This window comes from Mesorhizobium sp. L48C026A00 (assembly GCF_000502375.1).
In the GTDB taxonomy this organism is placed as follows: Bacteria; Pseudomonadota; Alphaproteobacteria; order Rhizobiales; family Rhizobiaceae; genus Mesorhizobium; species Mesorhizobium muleiense.
The window spans coordinates 310,052-328,353 of the sequence record NZ_AYWU01000006.1 but is presented as its reverse complement, the minus strand read 5'-3'; the positions used below and the strand labels follow the sequence as shown (position 1 = coordinate 328,353).

General features: G+C 64.0%; 14 protein-coding genes. All 14 read right to left on the bottom strand.

Translation table 11 applies throughout. The features are described 5' to 3' along the window. Positions 1-40: 40 nt before the first annotated feature. Entirely contained in the window at positions 41-733 is a 693-nt protein-coding gene (locus X738_RS55540; RefSeq protein ID WP_023798750.1) for a DUF2461 domain-containing protein, read from the bottom strand. After that, complete coding sequence (ligA, locus tag X738_RS55535) at positions 733-2,937, bottom strand: NAD-dependent DNA ligase LigA (protein ID WP_023798749.1); 2,205 nt, start codon at positions 2,935-2,937, stop codon at positions 733-735. The genes X738_RS55540 and ligA overlap by 1 nt, the downstream gene beginning before the upstream one ends. Positions 2,938-3,077: 140 nt before the next feature. Continuing rightward, positions 3,078-4,748, bottom strand: a complete 1,671-nt coding sequence (gene recN, locus X738_RS55530) for a DNA repair protein RecN (protein ID WP_023798748.1) — start codon at positions 4,746-4,748, stop codon at positions 3,078-3,080. A 12-nt stretch (positions 4,749-4,760) separates the two neighbouring features. Next, a complete protein-coding gene (locus X738_RS55525; protein ID WP_023798747.1) occupies positions 4,761-5,630 on the bottom strand; it encodes an outer membrane protein assembly factor BamD in 870 nt (289 codons plus the stop codon). A gap of 212 nt (positions 5,631-5,842) precedes the next feature. Further along, positions 5,843-6,790, bottom strand: a complete 948-nt coding sequence (gene lpxC, locus X738_RS55520) for a UDP-3-O-acyl-N-acetylglucosamine deacetylase (RefSeq protein WP_023798746.1) — start codon at positions 6,788-6,790, stop codon at positions 5,843-5,845. Between the two features lie 273 nt (positions 6,791-7,063). Continuing rightward, on the bottom strand, positions 7,064-8,722 hold the full coding sequence (gene ftsZ, locus X738_RS55515; RefSeq protein WP_023798745.1) for a cell division protein FtsZ: 1,659 nt from the start codon (positions 8,720-8,722) through the stop codon (positions 7,064-7,066). Between the two features lie 67 nt (positions 8,723-8,789). Then, positions 8,790-10,097: a cell division protein FtsA gene (ftsA, locus tag X738_RS55510; RefSeq protein ID WP_023798744.1), complete on the bottom strand. Its 1,308-nt coding sequence runs from the start codon at positions 10,095-10,097 to the stop codon at positions 8,790-8,792. Further along, a complete protein-coding gene (locus X738_RS55505) occupies positions 10,094-11,035 on the bottom strand; it encodes a cell division protein FtsQ/DivIB (protein ID WP_023798743.1) in 942 nt (313 codons plus the stop codon). Before X738_RS55505 ends, ftsA begins: the two co-directional genes overlap by 4 nt. Continuing rightward, positions 11,023-11,949: a D-alanine--D-alanine ligase gene (locus X738_RS55500; RefSeq protein WP_023798742.1), complete on the bottom strand. Its 927-nt coding sequence runs from the start codon at positions 11,947-11,949 to the stop codon at positions 11,023-11,025. The genes X738_RS55505 and X738_RS55500 overlap by 13 nt, the downstream gene beginning before the upstream one ends. 303 nt (positions 11,950-12,252) lie before the next feature. Then, the gene (gene murB / locus X738_RS55495; RefSeq protein WP_031254742.1) at positions 12,253-13,218 is read right to left on the bottom strand and encodes a UDP-N-acetylmuramate dehydrogenase; all 966 of its coding nucleotides are present in this window, start codon (positions 13,216-13,218) and stop codon (positions 12,253-12,255) included. Next, positions 13,215-14,621 (bottom strand): UDP-N-acetylmuramate--L-alanine ligase, encoded by a 1,407-nt coding sequence (murC, locus tag X738_RS55490; RefSeq protein ID WP_023798740.1) that lies wholly within the window; start codon positions 14,619-14,621, stop codon positions 13,215-13,217. The genes murB and murC overlap by 4 nt, the downstream gene beginning before the upstream one ends. Next, positions 14,618-15,745, bottom strand: coding sequence for an undecaprenyldiphospho-muramoylpentapeptide beta-N-acetylglucosaminyltransferase (gene murG / locus X738_RS55485; protein WP_023798739.1), 1,128 nt, complete (start codon positions 15,743-15,745; stop codon positions 14,618-14,620). The genes murC and murG overlap by 4 nt, the downstream gene beginning before the upstream one ends. A 1-nt stretch (position 15,746) precedes the next feature. Next, the gene (ftsW, locus tag X738_RS55480; RefSeq protein WP_023798738.1) at positions 15,747-16,898 is read right to left on the bottom strand and encodes a putative lipid II flippase FtsW; all 1,152 of its coding nucleotides are present in this window, start codon (positions 16,896-16,898) and stop codon (positions 15,747-15,749) included. Continuing rightward, complete coding sequence (gene murD / locus X738_RS55475; RefSeq protein ID WP_023798737.1) at positions 16,898-18,301, bottom strand: UDP-N-acetylmuramoyl-L-alanine--D-glutamate ligase; 1,404 nt, start codon at positions 18,299-18,301, stop codon at positions 16,898-16,900. The genes ftsW and murD overlap by 1 nt, the downstream gene beginning before the upstream one ends. Between the last annotated feature and the right edge of the window lies 1 nt (position 18,302).

The window sequence follows — 18,302 nt, the reverse complement described above, 5'->3', positions numbered from 1 at the left end:
CCCTCGTCGCAGGTTCAGGCGTGCGCGTTCGGCCAGGTGCTCAGTCCACCGGGACCTTGGCTGCGATCGCCCTGCCCCAGTCGAGCAGCGGCTTGGCCCGCAAGGCGAAATCGACCAGCTCGTCGACCAGCGCCGGCCCGTGGATTCCCGCAGGGTCGACTTCGTGCCGGACGGCGAAATGCCGGTTGCGGATGGCCGCCGCGAGATCGGCCGCCGTGACATGCTCGAAGCCGCGTGGCGCGCGCTTCATGCAGCCTTCCGCATCGAGTTCGAGGCGGTTTTGCTTCAGCGCCTCGATCAGCGCCCGGAATTCACCCGGCCGCGCCGCGATGGCCTGGCGCATCGCCAGCAGCAGCGCCGGCCCCGGCTGCCACCAGGCAACGCCGGCAAAGCAGCGCTCAAGCCCGATATGGATGAAGAACACGCCCTGTTCCATCTTGGTGCCATCAGGCGAGAGGATTGCCGACAGATGCCGGTTGTAGGGCCGCTTGTCCTTGGCGAAGCGCACGTCGCGATTGATCCGGAACAGCGACTTCTTGCGATCGCCGCGCAAGCCCAGCCCCGCTGCCGCGAAGCGCCCGGAGAGCGTTTCGACCAGATCGCCGAAGGGGTCGCGCAGCTCGGTTTCGAAGAGGTCGCGGTTTTCCAGAAACCACTCCCGGCTCTGGTGAAAATCGAGCGCCTTGAGGAAGGGAATTGCCTTTTGGCCGAAACCGGTGAACGCGCCTTCCATCACGCCTTGCCGATCCGCGCCAACCAAGCGTCTTCGTCGATCACCTCGATGTCGAGTTCGGTGGCAAGCTTGAGCTTGGAGCCAGCACCTGGGCCCGCCACCACGAGATCGGTCTTCGCGGAAACCGAGCCCGCGACCTTCGCGCCGAGACGTTCGGCCATCGCCTTGGCTTCAGGGCGCGTCATCTTTTCCAGCGTGCCTGTAAACACGATCGTCTTGCCGGCAACCACGCTGCCGGCTGAGACGTTGACAATGTACGGCTTCGGCCGGACCTGCGCGAGCAGCGCTGCAAGCACGTCGTCATTACGTTCATTGCCGAAGAAATCGCGAAGCGCGCCTATCACCGTGTCGCCGATGCCATTGACCGATGGAAAAACCGTGTGTGGATCGTCCGCCGCAGCTGTCTCTTTGCTGACGCGGATCAACTCCTCGATGGTCGAGAAGGTTCGAGCAAGCACAGCGGCCGTGGTTTCGCCGATATGGCGGATGCCTAGCGCAAAAATAAAGCGATCGAGTTCCGGTTCGCGACGAGCGTCGATGGCCGCGAAGAGCTTGTCGAGACCTTCGTAGTTGCGTTCCTCGACACCGCGTACATTCTTGCGCGTCTTGCCCGATGCGGCCTCGCGCTGTCTGGCCTGCTCCTCGCGCCGCTCAGCCAGAGCCTTGGTGACGGCGGGACGGCGATCCCTGAGAGTAAAGATATCGGCGGCTGTTTTGATCAACCCCGCATTGAAGAACAGGTCTATGTTTTCAGCGCCCAGGCCTTCGATATCCATGGCGCCGCGTGACACAAAGTGGCGCAATCCTTCCACGGCCTGCGCGGGACAGACCAGTTCGCCGGTACAGCGTCGACGGGAATCTTCCTTGCCAGTCTTTTCGTTGATCTCGCGCGTTGCGGGTGAGCCGCAGATCGGACACTTGTGCGGGAATTCGTAGGGCACGGCATCAGGCGGACGCTTGTCGATAACGACGCTGACGATCTGCGGAATAACGTCCCCTGCCCGCTGGATCACGACTGTGTCGCCGATACGTACGTCATAACCGTCGCGGATCGGCTGGCCGTTGCTGTCCAGACCCTTGATGTAGTCTTCGTTGTGAAGCGTGACATTTTCGACCACCACGCCGCCAACGGTGACGGGAGCTAGCCGTGCAACGGGCGCCAGCGTGCCGGTACGGCCGACCTGAATGTCGATCCTAAGCACGGTCGTCATCGCCTGTTCAGCCGGAAATTTGTGGGCGATGGCCCAGCGTGGTTCGCCGGTGACGAAACCCCATCTGCGCTGCAACTCCAACTGGTCGATTTTGTAGACGACGCCGTCGATGTCGTAGCCAAGCGATGAGCGCTGGGCCTCGATAAGGTGATAGTGCGCGACCAGTTCCTCGACCGACTTCGCCCGCACCATCAGCGGACTGATCTTGAACCCCCACTCCGCGAATCTTTGCACTGAATCGTATTGGGTCGGAGCTGGGTCCTCGGATGTATAGCCCCATGCGTAGGCAAAGAACTTGAGTTTGCGGCTGGCGGTAACGGACGGATCCTTCTGGCGCAAGGATCCGGCCGCCGTATTGCGCGGATTGACGTAGTCCTGGCCGCCGACCGCTGCCGACCGTTCCTTCAACGCCTTGAATTCTGCATAGGTCATATAGACCTCACCGCGTATTTCGATGATATCAGGCCAGCCTGAGCCCTTCAGTGTCTTGGGAATGTCGGCGATTGTCCTGAGATTGGCGGTGATGTCCTCCCCAACGGCGCCGTTGCCGCGCGTTGCTCCCTGCACGAACACACCACCTTCATAACGCAAAGAAGCCGATAGCCCGTCGATCTTCGGCTCAGCCGTGAAGGCGATGTCGAGGTCCTTGTCGCGATCAAAGAATCGACGGCCACGTTCGATGAAGTCGGTGACGTCCTGGTCGGTATAGGCCTTGGCGAGACTGAGCATCGGCACCGCATGGCGCACCTTGGCAAAGCCTTCCGCCGGTGGCGCGCCCACTCGGCGCGATGGCGAATCCTCTAGCAGCAAAGCGGGGAAGCGCTGTTCGATGGCGAGGTTGCGCCGCGTTAGCGCGTCATATTCCGCGTCCGTTATAATCGGTGCATCCTCGGTGTGGTAGCGCCGGTCATGCTCGGCGATCTCAGCCGCCAGCCGCTTTAGCTCGCTTGCGGCCTCGCTTTCGCTCAGCGAATCAACTGGTTTTTCGGCCATGCATTGCTCCCTTCCCGATGGCGCGACACAATAGAACAGGATTCTCTGATGAGGGAGAGACCGGGCACGAAAAAATCATTGCTGAACAGCGGGATGGAGCCACATCCTGACTCGATCCACGACGCCGAGCATGAGCTCCGCTATGCTGCGGTGTTTTCGCGAAGCAGCCGCTCGGCCGCTGCGCGCGCCTCGTCGGTGATGGTCGCCCCGGCAAGCATCCGCGCGATCTCTTCCTGGCGCGCCGCCCGGTCCATCTCGGCGATGCCGGTGGCGACGCGATCGGCGCTGCCGGATTTGGAGATCAGGAAATGCGTTGCCGCGCGTGCCGCCACTTGCGGCGCGTGCGTGACCGAAAGCACCTGCACGCGCTTCGACAGCCGCGCCAGCCTTTGGCCGATGGCGTCCGCCACCGCACCGCCAACGCCGGTGTCGATTTCATCGAACACCAAGGTCGGCGCCGAGCCGCGGTCGGCCAGCGCCACCTTCAGCGCCAGCAGGAACCGCGAAAGTTCGCCTCCGGAGGCGACTTTCATCATCGGGCCCGGTCTTGTGCCGGGATTGGTGCGCACCCAGAACTCGACCTGATCGATGCCGTCTTCCATGCGGCTCTCGGCCTCGCTTGTCATTTCGACGATGAAGGCTGCCCGTTCGAGCTTCAGCGCCGGCAGTTCGGCCATCACCGCCCTTGTCAATCCGACCGCCGCCGCATGGCGAAGCGACGAAAGCTGGGCAGCGGAAATGTCATAGGTCTCGCGCGCGGCGGCGGCCTGCTTCTGCAGCCCGTGCAGGCGCTCCTCGCCGGCGTCGAGATCGGCAAGATCGGCGGCCATCGTATCGCGCAATTGCGCCAGGTCGTCGACCGCCACACTGTGCTTGCGTGAGGCGGCGCGCAGCGAAAACAGCCGCTCCTCGGCCTGTTCCAGCCGCCGCGGATCGTATTCGGTGGCGCGAAGTGCCGCTTCCACGCCCGATTGCGCTGCGTCGAGCGACAGCATCGCCTCATCGAGCGATTTGACCACGTCGTCGAGCAGGCCGGGCGCCTCGGTCACCTTGCGCTGCAGCCGCCGCAACAGGCTGGCGAGTTGCGGCAGGGGCGAAGACGGGCCTGAGAGCACATCCTGCGCGTCATGGATTTCCGAGGCGATCTTTTCCGCCCGCATCATCGAGGCGCGCAGCTCGGCAAGGTCGGCTTCCTCGCCGAGCTGGGGGTCGAGCTTCGTCAATTCGGCGACCGCGGCGCGCAGATAGTCGGCCTCACGGGCCGCCGCTTCCACCTTGGCGCGATGCCGCGAAAGTTCCTGTTCGCAGGCCCGCCAGTACCGCCATGCCTCGCCGGTCGCCCGCCCAGCGCCGAGATGACCGCCAAAACTGTCGAGCAATTCGCGATGGGCGCCGGGATCGACCAGGGCACGCTCGTCATGCTGGCCGTGGATCTCGACCAGCGCGTGACCGACATCGCGCATCAGTGTCACGCTGGAAGGCTGGTCGTTGACGAAGACGCGGGTACGGCCATCCGCCGTCTGCACGCGGCGCAGGATGATGTCGCCATCGTCCTCGATAGCGTTGTCGGCAAGCAGCATGCGGGCAGGATGGTTGCGCGGCACGTCGAACACGGCAATGACCTGGCCCTGTGCCGCGCCATGCCGCACCAGCGAGGCGTCACCGCGGGCGCCAAGCGCCAGCGACAGCGCGTCGAGCAGGATGGATTTTCCAGCACCGGTTTCGCCGGTCAGCACCGAAAGACCGGACGAGAAGTCGATGTCCAGCTTCTCGATCAGAACGATATCGCGGATCGACAGTCTGGAAAGCATGTGACGCGCCGCTCAGGCGCCGGTGATCAGCTTCCCAGCCTTGGCGATCCACGAGCCCGCATTCTCGCGCGGCTCGAGCCCACCAGTCTGCAGGAGCTTGTAGGAATCCTTGTACCACACGCTGTCGGGATAGTTGGTGCCAAGCACAGCAGCGGCAGTCTGCGCTTCCGATGTCAGTCCCATCGCATAATAGGTTTCGGTAAGGCGCGCGAGCGCTTCCTCGACATGGCGCGTGTTGGAATAGGTCTCCACCACGACGCGGAACCGCTTGACGGCGGCGATGTATTCACGGCGCTCGAGATAGTAGCGGCCAATCTGCATCTCCTTGCCGGCGAGCTGGTCGTTGGCGAAGCGGATCTTTTCCTTGGCGTCGTCGACATATTCGGAATCGGGCCAGCGCGTCACAAGATCCTGCATCGTCTGCACGGTCTGACGCGCTTCCTTCTGGTCCTGGGTGACATCCCTGATTTGCCGGTAGTAGCTCAGCCCGATGATGTACTGGGCATAGGCAGCGTCGTCGGTCGACGGATAGAGCGTGAGATAGCGCTTGGCCGAACCGATAGCCTCGGTATAGTTGCCCTGGCGATAGTCGGCAAAGGCGCCCATCACCATCGATTTGCGGGCGTATTCGGAATAGGGATGCTGGCGGTCGACCGCACTGAATTTGCGGCTCGCCTCCTGCAGGCGCCCGGCATTCAGATTGGCGAGGCCCTGATTGTAGAGAACGTCTGCCGGCTCGGTCTGCTCGACATAGGTCGACAGGTCGACATCCTTTTCGGACGACATGCAGGCCGACAGGAACAGCGATGGAACAACCACCGAAAGCGCCAGGAAAACAGCCCGATGCGGCGCTTTCGATTGACCAATTCGCTTGAAGAACATGATTGGATTCCGCCCTTTCGGCGTCATTTCAGTCGACATTTCGCCCTGGGGCAGCAGGCATAACCATAATCGCCGTGCCCGGCAACGCTATCTCCGGCCATTCGCACATTTTTGTGGCAGCCTGGCGCAGCCCGCACACTTGCGTGATTTCGCCGGCCGATGGTGCATTCATGCAACACAGGCCGGCGGCCATAAAACGCAAACGTTAAGAATCAGATCATCCAGGGCGCGTAGACAGGTGCATAGACGGCGCTCTTTTCGACGGTGCGACCGCGCTCGCGGCGTGTCGTCTCGACGATCTCGAACGCCGAACGGTCCGACAAAAGGCGGCGCAGCGCTGCCGCATTCAGCCTGTGGCCGCCGCGATAGGAACGGAAGCAGCCAATGAACCGGGCGCCGGCCAGCGCCAGATCGCCCATGGCGTCCATCGTCTTGTGGCGCACGAATTCGTTGGGATAGCGCAAGCCTCCGATGTTGATCACGCGGTTGTCGTCGCCGATCACCAGGGAGTTTTCCAGCGAGGAGCCGAGCGCATAGCCGGCTGCCCACAGCCGCTCGACGTCCTTCATGAAACCAAAGGTCCGGGCCCGCGCGATATCGCGGCGAAAAATGTCGGCGTTCATGTCGGATGCAAAGAGCTGACGGCCGATCGCCGGGCTTTCGAAATCGATCTCGATTTCGAAGCGCGTGCCGTCATAGGGCCTGAACTCCGCCCAGGAGGCACCGTTCTCGATGCGAACCGGCTTGACCACCCTGATGTAGCGGCGCTTGACCGGCAGTGTATCGATGCCCGCCTGGTCGATAGCCTCCACGAACGCCATGGCGCTGCCGTCAAGGATCGGAACCTCACGGCCGTCGATCTCGATGACGACATTGTCGATCCCGAGCCCGAAAACCGTGGCCATCAGATGTTCGACTGTGGCGATGTGCTCGCCTGCCGGATCGCCGAGCATGGTGCACAGATCGGTGGCGCCGACCTCGGAAACGAGTGCGCGGAACTCCCGGACTTCGCTTCCATTCGAAAGCTGGAACACGACACCCGTATCAGCGTCTGCCGGCAGGAAACGAACGGTAACGGAATTGCCGCTGTGAACGCCGGTGCCGGTCAGCGTCGCACGCGATCTAAGTGTCGTCTGATAGTCGTGCAAAACAAACCCCATAGCCCATACTGCCTACGTCCGCTTCATAAGCCCAAGGGCGCGGCTCTTTGATCGGCAGGCAGGGCCACTTCCCCGAATCCCAGCAAACCGAAATTGATCGCGGCGAAGATAGTGGTCCGGCAGGAAGTCTCCAAATCACGGTTTCTTACTTTCTGTAACCGCGATCCGAACCGGATACGGTCTCATAACTCCTTGTTTTACATGCACTTTTAGCGTTAACAGGCAAACAATTTCTTGTCTGCCTGTTAACAACTGTTACGGTCCGTTAACAGGTTAGTTGGCCTGGCGGCGCAGGAATGCCGGAATCTCCAGCTGATCGTCTTCCTGGACAGCCCTGCTCTGCGGCGTCAGCCGGCCCTGGTCGTCCAACTGGCCGCGGCGTGGCGCGTAAAGCTGCGGATCCTGGCTGGCAAGGCGGCGCACTTCGGGTGCCGCCTGACGCAGTTTCGGCTCGCGCGGCTGCGCCGGCTGCAGCCGTGCAGGCTCTTCTTCGCGACGGGTAAGGCCGTTGGTCAGGCGCTTGAGCAGTCCCATCGGTCCGCTGTTCTCGTGGTCGGCCGGACGGCTTTTGGCTTCCACCTCGGCTTTCACCACCGGCGGAAAGTCCTCGACGCGCGGCATGCGCTGGGGCGCTGCCGGCTGAAGCACTTCACGCTGCGGCGCGGGCTGCATCGTTTGCTGAACCATTGGCTGCAGCATCGGCTGCGGCTGGGCCGGCGGCGCCTGGAAGATCTTGCTCTGCGGGCGGAAATCTTCCGCCTGGGAGGCCGGCGCGGGACGCGCCATCGCCGCCGCATTCGCCTCGGCGAGCTGGATTGCCTCGGCGACCGGATCGGCGGCGCGCGGCTCGTAGCCTCCCTGCTGGACAGGCGCCGGACGGCTTTCCGTGACCGGAGCGGCCGGGCGGCTGACCGGCTTTGGCGGAGCCGTGCGGATGGCGATCGGCGCGGCAGCGATTTCTGCCGCCGATTTGTCGATGCCGGTAGCAACCACCGAGACGCGGATGACGCCTTCGAGATCCTCGTCGAAGGTCGCACCCAGGATGATGTTGGCTTCCTGGTCGACCTCCTCGCGAATTCGGGTCGCCGCCTCGTCGACTTCGAACAGGGTCAGGTCGCGGCCGCCGGTGATCGAGATCAACAACCCCTTGGCGCCCTTCATCGAGGTCTCGTCGAGCAGCGGATTGGCGATCGCGGCTTCGGCGGCGGCCATGGCGCGCCCCTCGCCGGAAGCTTCGCCCGTCCCCATCATCGCCTTGCCCATCTCGCGCATGACCGAGCGGACGTCGGCGAAGTCGAGGTTGATCAGCCCTTCCTTGACCATCAGGTCGGTGATGCAGGCGACGCCGGAATAGAGCACCTGGTCGGCCATGGCGAAAGCGTCGGCAAAGGTCGTCTTGTCATTGGCCAGCCGGAACAGGTTCTGGTTGGGGATGACGATGAGGGTATCGACGCATTTCTGCAATTCCTCGATGCCCAGATCCGCCGTCTTCATGCGACGCTGGCCTTCGAAATGGAACGGCTTGGTGACGACGCCGACGGTGAGAATCCCCTTCTCGCGCGCCGCACGTGCAACGACCGGCGCGGCCCCCGTGCCGGTGCCGCCGCCCATGCCGGCAGTGACGAAGCACATATGGGTGTTGGAGAGATGATCGACGATCTCGTCGATGCATTCCTCCGCCGCGGCGCGTCCGACTTCCGGCTGCGACCCCGCACCCAGGCCCTCGGTGACATGCGCGCCGAGCTGGATCAGGCGATCCGCCTTGGACATGGTCAGCGCCTGCGCATCGGTATTGGCCACCACGAACTCGACGCCGCGCAAGCCGGCGGTGATCATGTTGTTGACGGCATTGCCGCCGCCGCCGCCGACACCGAACACGGTGATACGCGGCTTCAGCTCGGTGATGTCCGGCTTTTGCAGATTGATGGTCATTGTCTCCGTCCTTTGCCTTTCCCGCCGCTTCGCCGCTGCGGCCGCCTATGGGGCTGTCCCCGTCAATTTAAAAACTGTCTCTCAACCACTGACTCATTCGATGCAGTTTTCCGCCTGTTCCGGTCATCCTGAGACCAGAAATTCCTTTCGCCGGATGGCTCTCGAAATTCGCCATCTGCGGGTAGATCAGAAGCCCGACTGGCGTCGAGAAAGCCGGCCCCTTGGCCGCCTCCGGCAGGCCCGCTACACCGAGCGGACGGCCGATGCGCACATTGCGTCCGAGAATGCGGCGCGCTGCCTCGGGCAGGCCGGAAAGCTGGCTGGCGCCGCCGGTCAGCACGACGCGCTTGCCGGCCGCGTTGCCGTAGCCGGACCTGTTCAGCCGGTCGCGCAACAGTTCGAGCGTCTCGTCGATGCGCGCCCGGATGATGCGCGTCATCACCGAACGCGGGATCTGAAGCGGCACCTCGCCGTCCTCGCCGATCGGCTGTATCGAGACCAGGTCGCGGTCGTCGGCACTGCCGGGCAGCGCCGAGCCATGCATCACTTTCAGCCTCTCGGCGGCATCGAGCGAGGTTGACAGGCCCTTGGCCATGTCCAGCGTAACGTGGTTGCCGCCGATGGCGATGGCGTCGCCATGAACGAACTTGCCTTCCGAAAACATCGAGATCGTCGTGGTGCCGCCGCCCATGTCGATGCAGGCTGCGCCCATCTCGAGTTCGTCGTCGACCAGTGCGGCAAGACCGCTGGCATAGGGCGTCGCCACCATGCGCTCGACCGACAGGTGCGAACGGTTGATGCAAAGCTCCAGATTGCGCAACGGTGCCGCGTCACCCGTCAGCACGTGCATGTCGACGCCGAGCTGGTCGCCGACCATGCCGCGCGGATCACGCACGCCGCGCTCGGCGTCCAGCGAAAAGCCGACGGGAAGCGAATGGATCACTTCGCGCTCGGCCCGCAGCGCCTGCTTGGCGCCGGCGGCAAGCACGCGCTTGATGTCGGCCTCGTCCGCCTCATGGCCGCCAAGGTTGATGGTTGCCGAGAAGCTTTCGCTCTTCAGCCGGCCGGCCGTCATGTTGACGATCAGCGAATCGACGGTCAGCCCGGCCATGCGCTCGGCGGCATCGACGGCAAGGCGGATGGCGTGCTCGGCCCTGTCGAGATCGATGACGACACCCGATTTCACGCCTTGCGATTTCTGGTGGCCGATGCCGATCACCTGGATGCGATGCGAGCGCCCGCGCAGCAGCATGCCGTCCTCGCGCGGCTTGAGCTTGGCCACCACGCAGCAGACCTTGCTCGAGCCGACATCCAGCACCGTCATGATGCCGGACCGGCGCGACGAGGCATCGCTGTTGCCGCCAAGCCAGCTCATATCTTCGTCTCCGGCTTGCGCTTCGGCATTTTCGGCTTTTCATTGAGCGCGGCCTGACGCTGCGTCGCCGCCTCCGGCGTCAACTGGACGACGAGGCGATCGGAAAGGCGCATGTCGACGGCGGCGATATCGCGCGTCAAAAGCCCGTTCTCTCGGTCCATCCTGAGCAGATCGGCGATCGCCTGGTCCTCGCCATCCTCGGGGAGCTTGACCGTGATGCCGTTTTCCAGCTTCAGGTCCCAACGCCGTTCGCCGATGCGGATGTAGCCTTTGATCCGTGCGGCAAGCTCTGGGTATTTCTTGATCCTGGCCAGGAAATCCGGCGCCTTGGCCGGGGCGCCGGTGCCGACGATCAGCGGCAGCAGCGACTGCTTGCCGCCGGAGAATGGCGCGATCACGGCGCCGGAGCGCTCGATGACCGAAAGCTCGCTGCCCTGCTGCCAGAGCGCGAAGGGCTCACGCTCCTCGATGCGCACCTCCAGCGTGTGCGGATAGACCTTGCGCACCGCCGCAACCTCGACCCAGGGCAGCGTGGCGATGCGTTCCCGCGCGGCTTCGGCATCGAAGCCGATCAGCGACGTCCAGCCATCGAGCTGCATCCTGTCGAGAATATCGATCTCGGAGGTTGCGCGGTTGCCGACGACCTTGATCTGGTCGACGGCAAAGCCGGTGCGGGCGGTGATGCCCTGGACGATAGCGTCGACATGCCCGCCGAGGTAGGCGCCATAGGCACTGCCCGATACGAGCAGCGCCGCCGACAGCACGGCTGCGGAAAACGGCGGCACCTCGAAGTCGTCCTCGCCCAGACGCGCCAGCATGCGCGCCGGCCGGCGAAGCAGGCGCGGCAGCACGAAATGATCGAACGACAACGCCACACCGAACAGCGTCGGCCCGGCCGCGCCCTTCCCCTTGCCCTGTCCCCACCTCAACGCAGACACGAAGCGTCCTCCACCATCCAACTCAACAAATCGCCGAACGAGTGTCCCGCCTGCGCGGCGATCTCAGGCACCAAGGATGTCGGCGTCATGCCGGGCTGAGTGTTGACCTCGAGCCAGACAATTTCGCCGTTCTCGGAGTGTCGATCATCATAACGGAAGTCCGACCGGGAAACGCCCCGGCAGCCGATGGCTTGGTGAGCCCTGAGCGTCAGTGTCTGTATTTTTTGGTAAATATTCGGTGAAATTTTTGCAGGGCATTCGTGTTTTGATCCGCCCGCGACGTATTTTGAATCATAGTCGTAGAAGGAATGGCCGGTCGGGATGATCTCGCAGACGCCGAGCGCCACATCGCCCATCACCGCGCAGGTCAACTCCCGCCCGTGCACATAGCGCTCCGCCATGACGGTATCGCCATACTTCCAGTCGGACGAACCGATGACCTGCGGCGGATGCGACTGCCCTTCGTGCACGATGACGACACCGAAGCTCGACCCCTCATTGACCGGCTTGACGACGTAAGGCGGCTTCATCGGGTGCTTGTTCTGGATGGCGAAGCGATTGACCACCTTCGATTCGGCGACCGGAATGCCGACAGACTTGGCGATCTTCTTGGCTTGCTCCTTGTTCATGGCAAGCGCCGAGGCGAGCACGCCGGAATGGGTGTAGGGAATGGCAAGATATTCGAGGATGCCCTGGATGGTGCCGTCCTCGCCGAAAGGACCATGCAGCGCATTGAAGGCAACATCAGGCTTGAGCTCGGCCAGCACCGATCCAACATCGCGCGAGACGTCGACGCGAGTGACCTGGTAGCCTTCCGTCTCGAGCGCATCGGCACAGGCTTTCCCCGAAGACAAGGACACGGGCCGCTCGGACGAGAATCCACCCAGAAGGACGGCCACGTGCTTGCTTTTCATTTCCCGTCATTCCCTGTCACGGCGGGCCCTTTCACTGCGGGTCTGCATCTCACACGCCCCGGAAAGGGCCATACACTCAAACGCTCGGAGCAGTCCCTGCTCTGATGATTTCTGCACCATCGGTCCCCGAGTTTTCCCGGCAGGCAGCCCCTGACGGAAAAACGCTGGTGACGCGTCGAAACGACTCAAATCAGGAAACGCTTCAGGGCAGAGAATCAGAGAGTTGAATCGCTGGCAAGTCCTTACGATTCCGCGAGATTCACTTTCCGCAAAAACGGCCGCGAAAACTGTGTTGTTGAGTCCTTACAGCAACTGTCCGAGGAATTCCTGGACCTCGTGCCCTGGCCGGAACTTGCCGATGCGCTTGATTTCCCAATGCAGCCGGATGCCCGACCTTTCGAGCACGCGCGCGCGCACCGTCTCTCCAAGATATTCAAGGTCGTAGCCGGTCGCGGTTCCCGTGTTGATCATGAAGTTGCAATGCATCGGCGACATCTGCGCGCCGCCGATCATCAGCCCCCGACAGCCCGCCCTGTCGATCTCCTTCCAGGCCGAGGTGCCCTCCGGATTCTTGAAGGTCGAGCCGCCGGTCTTTTCGCGGATCGGCTGCACGGTCTCGCGATGATGCTGGACGGCGTCCATCGCCGCCTTGATCGCGGCCTTGTCTGCCACAACGCCTTCGAACACCGCCGATGTGAAGATCAGCCCGGCAGGTGCTGCCGAATGGCGATAGGCGTAACCCATATCGGCGTTGCTCAGCGTGTGCACATTGCCCTTGCGGTCGAGCGCCCGCACCTCGACGACGCGCTCGCGCGTCTCGACGCCATTGGCGCCGGCATTCATCCTCAGCGCACCGCCGATGGCGCCCGGAATGCCGTGGTAGAACTCAAAGCCGCCTATGCCAGCCTGATAGGCGACAGCGGCAAGGCGTTTGTCGGGCGTGGCCGCGCCCGCCTTGATCGTGGTCGGCGCAATCACTTCGGCTTCGCCAAAGCCCTTGGCCGAAAGCCGGATGACGAAGCCCGCAATACCGCCGTCACGGACAAGCAGGTTCGAGCCGATACCGACGGTGGTCAGCGGTATCTCTTCGGGCACTGCCCCCAGGAACGCAGCGAGATCGTCTTCGTCGGCCGGCTGGAACAGCGCGTCGGCCAGCCCGCCGGCGCGGAACCAGGTGATCTTGTCCATCTCGGCATTGGGCGTGATGCGGCCGCGCAGGCCGGCAAGCCGGCCGCCAAGCTTGTCGATCAATGCCTGGCCACGCATCATGAGGCAGTACCGCCGAGTTCCCTGGGCAGCGCGTAGGCCCATTGCGTGATGTTGCCGGCACCGAGGAAGACGATGAAATCGCCTGGTTTGGCCAGGTCGCGGATAACCGGCGCAATCGCCGCGGGGCCTTCGATGTAGCGCGCGTCGCGATGGCCGCCGGAGCGGATGCGCGACACCAATGCCTCGGACGTCACCCCGTCGATCGGCTCTTCGCCTGCCGCATAGACCGGCGCCACCATCACCGTGTCGGCATCGTTGAAGCAGACGGAAAACTCGTCGAACAGGTCGTGAAGCCGGGTGAAGCGGTGTGGCTGGGCAATCGCGATGACGCGGCCCTTGGTGGCATCGCGCGCCGCCTTGAGAACCGCCGTGATCTCGACCGGATGGTGGCCGTAATCATCGAACACATCGACGCCGTTCCACGAACCGGTACGGGTGAAGCGCCGCTTGACGCCGGCGAAGGACGACAGGCCCTTCCTGATCGCCTCGGCCGAAAGGCCGAGCTCATGCGCGACGGCGATCGCCGCCGTCGCATTGGCGACGTTGTGACGGCCGGGCATCGGCAGGCGCAGGCCTGATATCGTCGACTGGCCGCCGGTCTTGCGGTCGCGGATCACCACGTCGAATTCCGAGGTCGGGCCATCCATGCGGTGATTGATGAAACGCACGTCGGCCTGTGCGTTCTCGCCATAGGTGATGACGCGCCGGTCCTCGATGCGGCTGACCAGCGCCTGCACCTCCGGATGGTCGGTGCACATGACGCCGAAGCCGTAGAACGGCACGTTTTCGACGAACTGGCGAAAGGCCTCGCGCACCTTGTCGAAGGAGCCGTAATGGTCGAGATGTTCGGGATCGATGTTGGTGACGACGGCAATCTCGGCCGGCAGCTTCAGGAACGTGCCGTCGCTCTCGTCGGCCTCCACCACCATCCATTCGCCATCGCCCATGCGGGCGTTGGTGCCGTAGGCATTGATGATGCCGCCATTGATCACGGTCGGATCGAGCCCGCCGGCCTCGAGCAGCGTCGCCACCATCGAGGTGGTCGTCGTCTTGCCATGCGTGCCGCCGATGGCCACCGCCTGCCGGAAGCGCATCAGTTCCGCCAGCATCTCGGCGCGACGGACGATGGGAAGCAGTTTCTCGCGTGCCGCCTTCAGCTCCGGATTGGATTTCTTGATCGCCGTCGAGACGACGACCACTTCGGCATCGCCGATATTGTCGGCATGGTGACCGACGAAGCACTCGATGCCCTTGTCGCGCAGCCGCTGCACATTGGCGCTGTCGGCCTGGTCGGACCCTTGCACCTGGTAGCCGAGATTATGCAGTACCTCGGCGATGCCGCTCATGCCGATACCGCCGATGCCGATGAAATGCACGAGGCCGATCGTCTGCGGCATCTTCATACGTGCGTCTCCTTCCTGAATTCCGATACGCTTTTCTTCGACGCAATAGCCTCTGTCAGATCGGCGAGCAACCGTGCCGCGTCCGGTTTTCCGGCCGATTTCGCCGCCGCTGCCATCGTGGTCAGCCGCTCCGGATCGTCCATCAGCGCTCCGACGAGCGCGGCGATGCGCTCGGACGAAAGCGTCGATTGCGGATGCACTTCGGCGCCGCCTGCCGCGGCCAATGCCGCGGCATTGGCCGCCTGGTCGTGGTCGAGCGCATGCGGATAGGGCACCAGCAGCGCCGGCCGGCCGATCACCGCGATTTCCGATACGGTCGATGCGCCGGACCGCGACATCACCAGATGCGCCGCAGCCATGCGCGCCGCCATGTCGGTGAAGAAGGGCGACACCTCAGCCTCGACGCCAAGGGCGGCATAGGCCGCCTTCACCCGCTCGACATCGTCGGCACGCGCCTGCTGGGTGATATCAAGCCGCCCGCGTTGTGCATCGGAAAGCCGTCGAACCGCCGCCGGCACCGCATCGGAAAAGAACTGTGCGCCCTGGCTGCCGCCGAACACCAGGAAGCGGAACCGCTGCTCCCCGGTCGACGCCGCATAGGGCGTCTTTGCCGCCTCCAGCACTTGCGGCCTGACCGGATTGCCGGTCGTCACCGTCTTGGCGCCTGCAGCGCTTGAATCTTCTGGCAAAAACCCGCCGGCGATGGCATCGACACGGCCGGCGAGCGCCCGGTTGGCGCGCCCCATCACCGCGTTCTGCTCGTGGATCAGCGTCGGCACCTTGCGCCGCGTCGCCGCATAGAGCGGCGGCAGCGTCGGATAGCCGCCGAAACCGACCACCACGGCTGGCTTGACCCGACCGATCACGGCCGATGCCTGCCGCACGCCGCCCCAGATCTTCCAGAAGGCGGCGAGCACGGCGAAAGGATTTTTCGAGCCGATGGTCGCCGACTGGATCGGATGGATACCCGCGGCCGGGAACTGGCCGGCAAAACGCTCGGCACGATCATCGGCGGCCAGATGCACCGTCCAGCCGCGCCTGATCAGCTCGTGCGCCAGCGCCTCGGCCGGGAAGAGATGCCCGCCCGTGCCGCCGGCCGCCAAAAGGATCGCGCCCCTCGACATTTCACTCCGCCGGCATGGCGCGCTGCGACGGCGCGAAGCCCAACTGCTTGCGCTTTTCCGGCCGCTTGCGCGTCAGCGCCAGCACCATGCCCATCGAGATGGCGATGGCGATCTGCGAAGAGCCGCCATAGGAGATGAACGGCAAGGTCATGCCCTTGGCCGGCATCAGCTGCAGATTGACGGCCATGTTGATGACCGACTGCAGACCGAAGACCGTGACCAGGCCGCCGACCGCATAGCGTGTGAAATCGTCCTGCTCTTTGAGCGCGGTGCCGAGGCCGCGCAGCACGATGAAGGCGAAGATGATCATGATGAAGAAGCACATGATCAGTCCGAACTCCTCGCCGGCCACCGAGTAGACGAAATCGGCATGGCTGTCGGGTATCACCCGCTTGACGGTGCCCTCGCCCGGACCGACGCCGAACCAGCCGCCATTGATCAGCGCATCGCGGCCCATGTCGACCTGGAACGTGTCGCCCTCGCCGGTCATGAAGCGATCGATGCGGCCGGCGACATGCGGGAACACGGTATAGGCGGCAAACACGCCGCCGATGCCGACAGCGCCCAGCGCGATGATCCACAGCCATGGCAGTCCGGCCATGAAGAACATCACCCCCCAGGTGCCGAGCACCAGCATGGTCTGGCCGAAATCGGGCTGCGCCACCAGCAGCGAGATGACGAGGGCCAGCAGCAGCATGGCGAACAGATTGCCTGGAATGTCGGGCTGGCGCTTGTGTTCGGCAAACAGCCAGGCGCAGATGACGACGAAGGCAGGCTTCAGGAATTCCGACGGCTGCAGCGACACCCCGGCGAGCGACACCCAGCGACGCGCGCCCTTCACCTCGACGCCGATGTAGAGCACCGCCAACATCAGCACCAGCGTGATGCACAGCATCGCCAGGGCCATGCGCCTGATCTGCCGCGATTCCAGGAAGGAGACGGCCAGCATCACGCCAAGTGCGGGAATGGTGAAGATGATCTGCCTCGTGGCGAAGTGGAAACTGTCCAGGCCGATGCGCTGGGCCACCGCCGGGCTTGCCGCGAAGGACAGCACGATGCCGAGCCCCATCAGCGACAGGAACGCAGCCAGGAACCAGCGATCGATCGTCCACCACCAAGTGGCAACCGGGCTTTTGTCGAGACGGCTTTGCATTATCGTGCCCCTCCGATGAGCTTCACGCCATCAATAGTGCTCGCAGCTTGCCTGAAGGCTTCGCCGCGCACTTCGAAATTCTTGAACTGGTCGAAACTGGCGCAGGCCGGTGAAAGCAGCACCACCACCTCGCCGTTGCAGTCGTCCCTGGCCGCGTCGCTTGCCGCATGCTCGACAGCTGCCGCCAGAGTGCCGGAGATCTCGTAGGGCACCGCCTCGCCAAGCGTCGCCGAGAAGGCTGGTGCGGCCTCGCCGATCAGATAGGCCTTGGCGATGCGCGGAAAGAGGCCGCGCAACGGCTCGATGCCACCCTCTTTCGGCAACCCGCCGGCGATCCAGTAGATGCGCGAAAAGGAGGACAATGCGGGCGCAGCCGCATCGGCATTGGTCGCCTTGGAATCGTTGATGAACAGCACATGGCCCTTGCGGCCGACCTGCTCCATACGGTGCGCCAGCCCGGGAAAGCTCTCCAGCCCCGACTGGATCTCGCCCAAATCGAGCCCGACCTTGAGGCAGGCGGCGAGAGCGGCCAGCGCATTCTGCGCATTGTGCTGGCCGCGCAGCGAGCCGATGCCCGCGAGAAAGGCGACCCGGCTGTAACGGCCGTGCACCGCCTCCATCAGATCGGTGCCCTCGGCGAAATAGCCGTCGGTCAGCGGCAGGCGCTTCGAAATGCGGATGACGTGCCGGCCTGCCCGCTCCAGCCGGTCGGCGAGCTGGGCGCACCAGGAATCGTCGACGCCGACGATGGCCGTTTCGCTGCCGGCCGTCAGCCGCTCCTTGATCGCGGCGTAGTGCTGCATCGTGCCATGACGGTCAAGATGATCGGGCGTCAGGTTGAGCAGGACGCCGGCGGTCGGATTGATCGAGGGCGCCAAGTCTATCTGGTAGGACGAGCATTCCACGACATAATGCCGCCCCGGTTCCGGCGGATCGAGCGTCATCACCGCGCGGCCGATATTGCCGCCCATCTGCGTGTCGCGTCCGGCCGATTTCAGGATATGCGCCGTCAGCGCCGTGGTCGTCGATTTGCCGTTGGTGCCGGTTATGGCGACGAAGGGTGCAGCCGGCGCCAGCAAGGTCCGCTGCCGGCAGAACAGCTCGATGTCGCCAATGATCTCGACGCCTGAAGCGCGCGCCAGTTCCACTGTCCAGTGCGGCTTCGGATGCGTCAGCGGCACGCCGGGCGACAGCACGAAGGCCGAGAACTTCGCCCAGTCGGCGCCACGCAGGTCGCCGGTCGCGATACCGACGGCCGCGGCATTGGCGACACTGCCGGGATTGTCGTCCCAGGCGAGCACCTCCGCCCCGCCCTCGATCAACGCGCGCGCAGTGGCGATCCCCGAGCCGCCGAGCCCGAAGAGTGAAACGCGCTTGCCTGCGAAGGATGCGGCGGCGATCAAG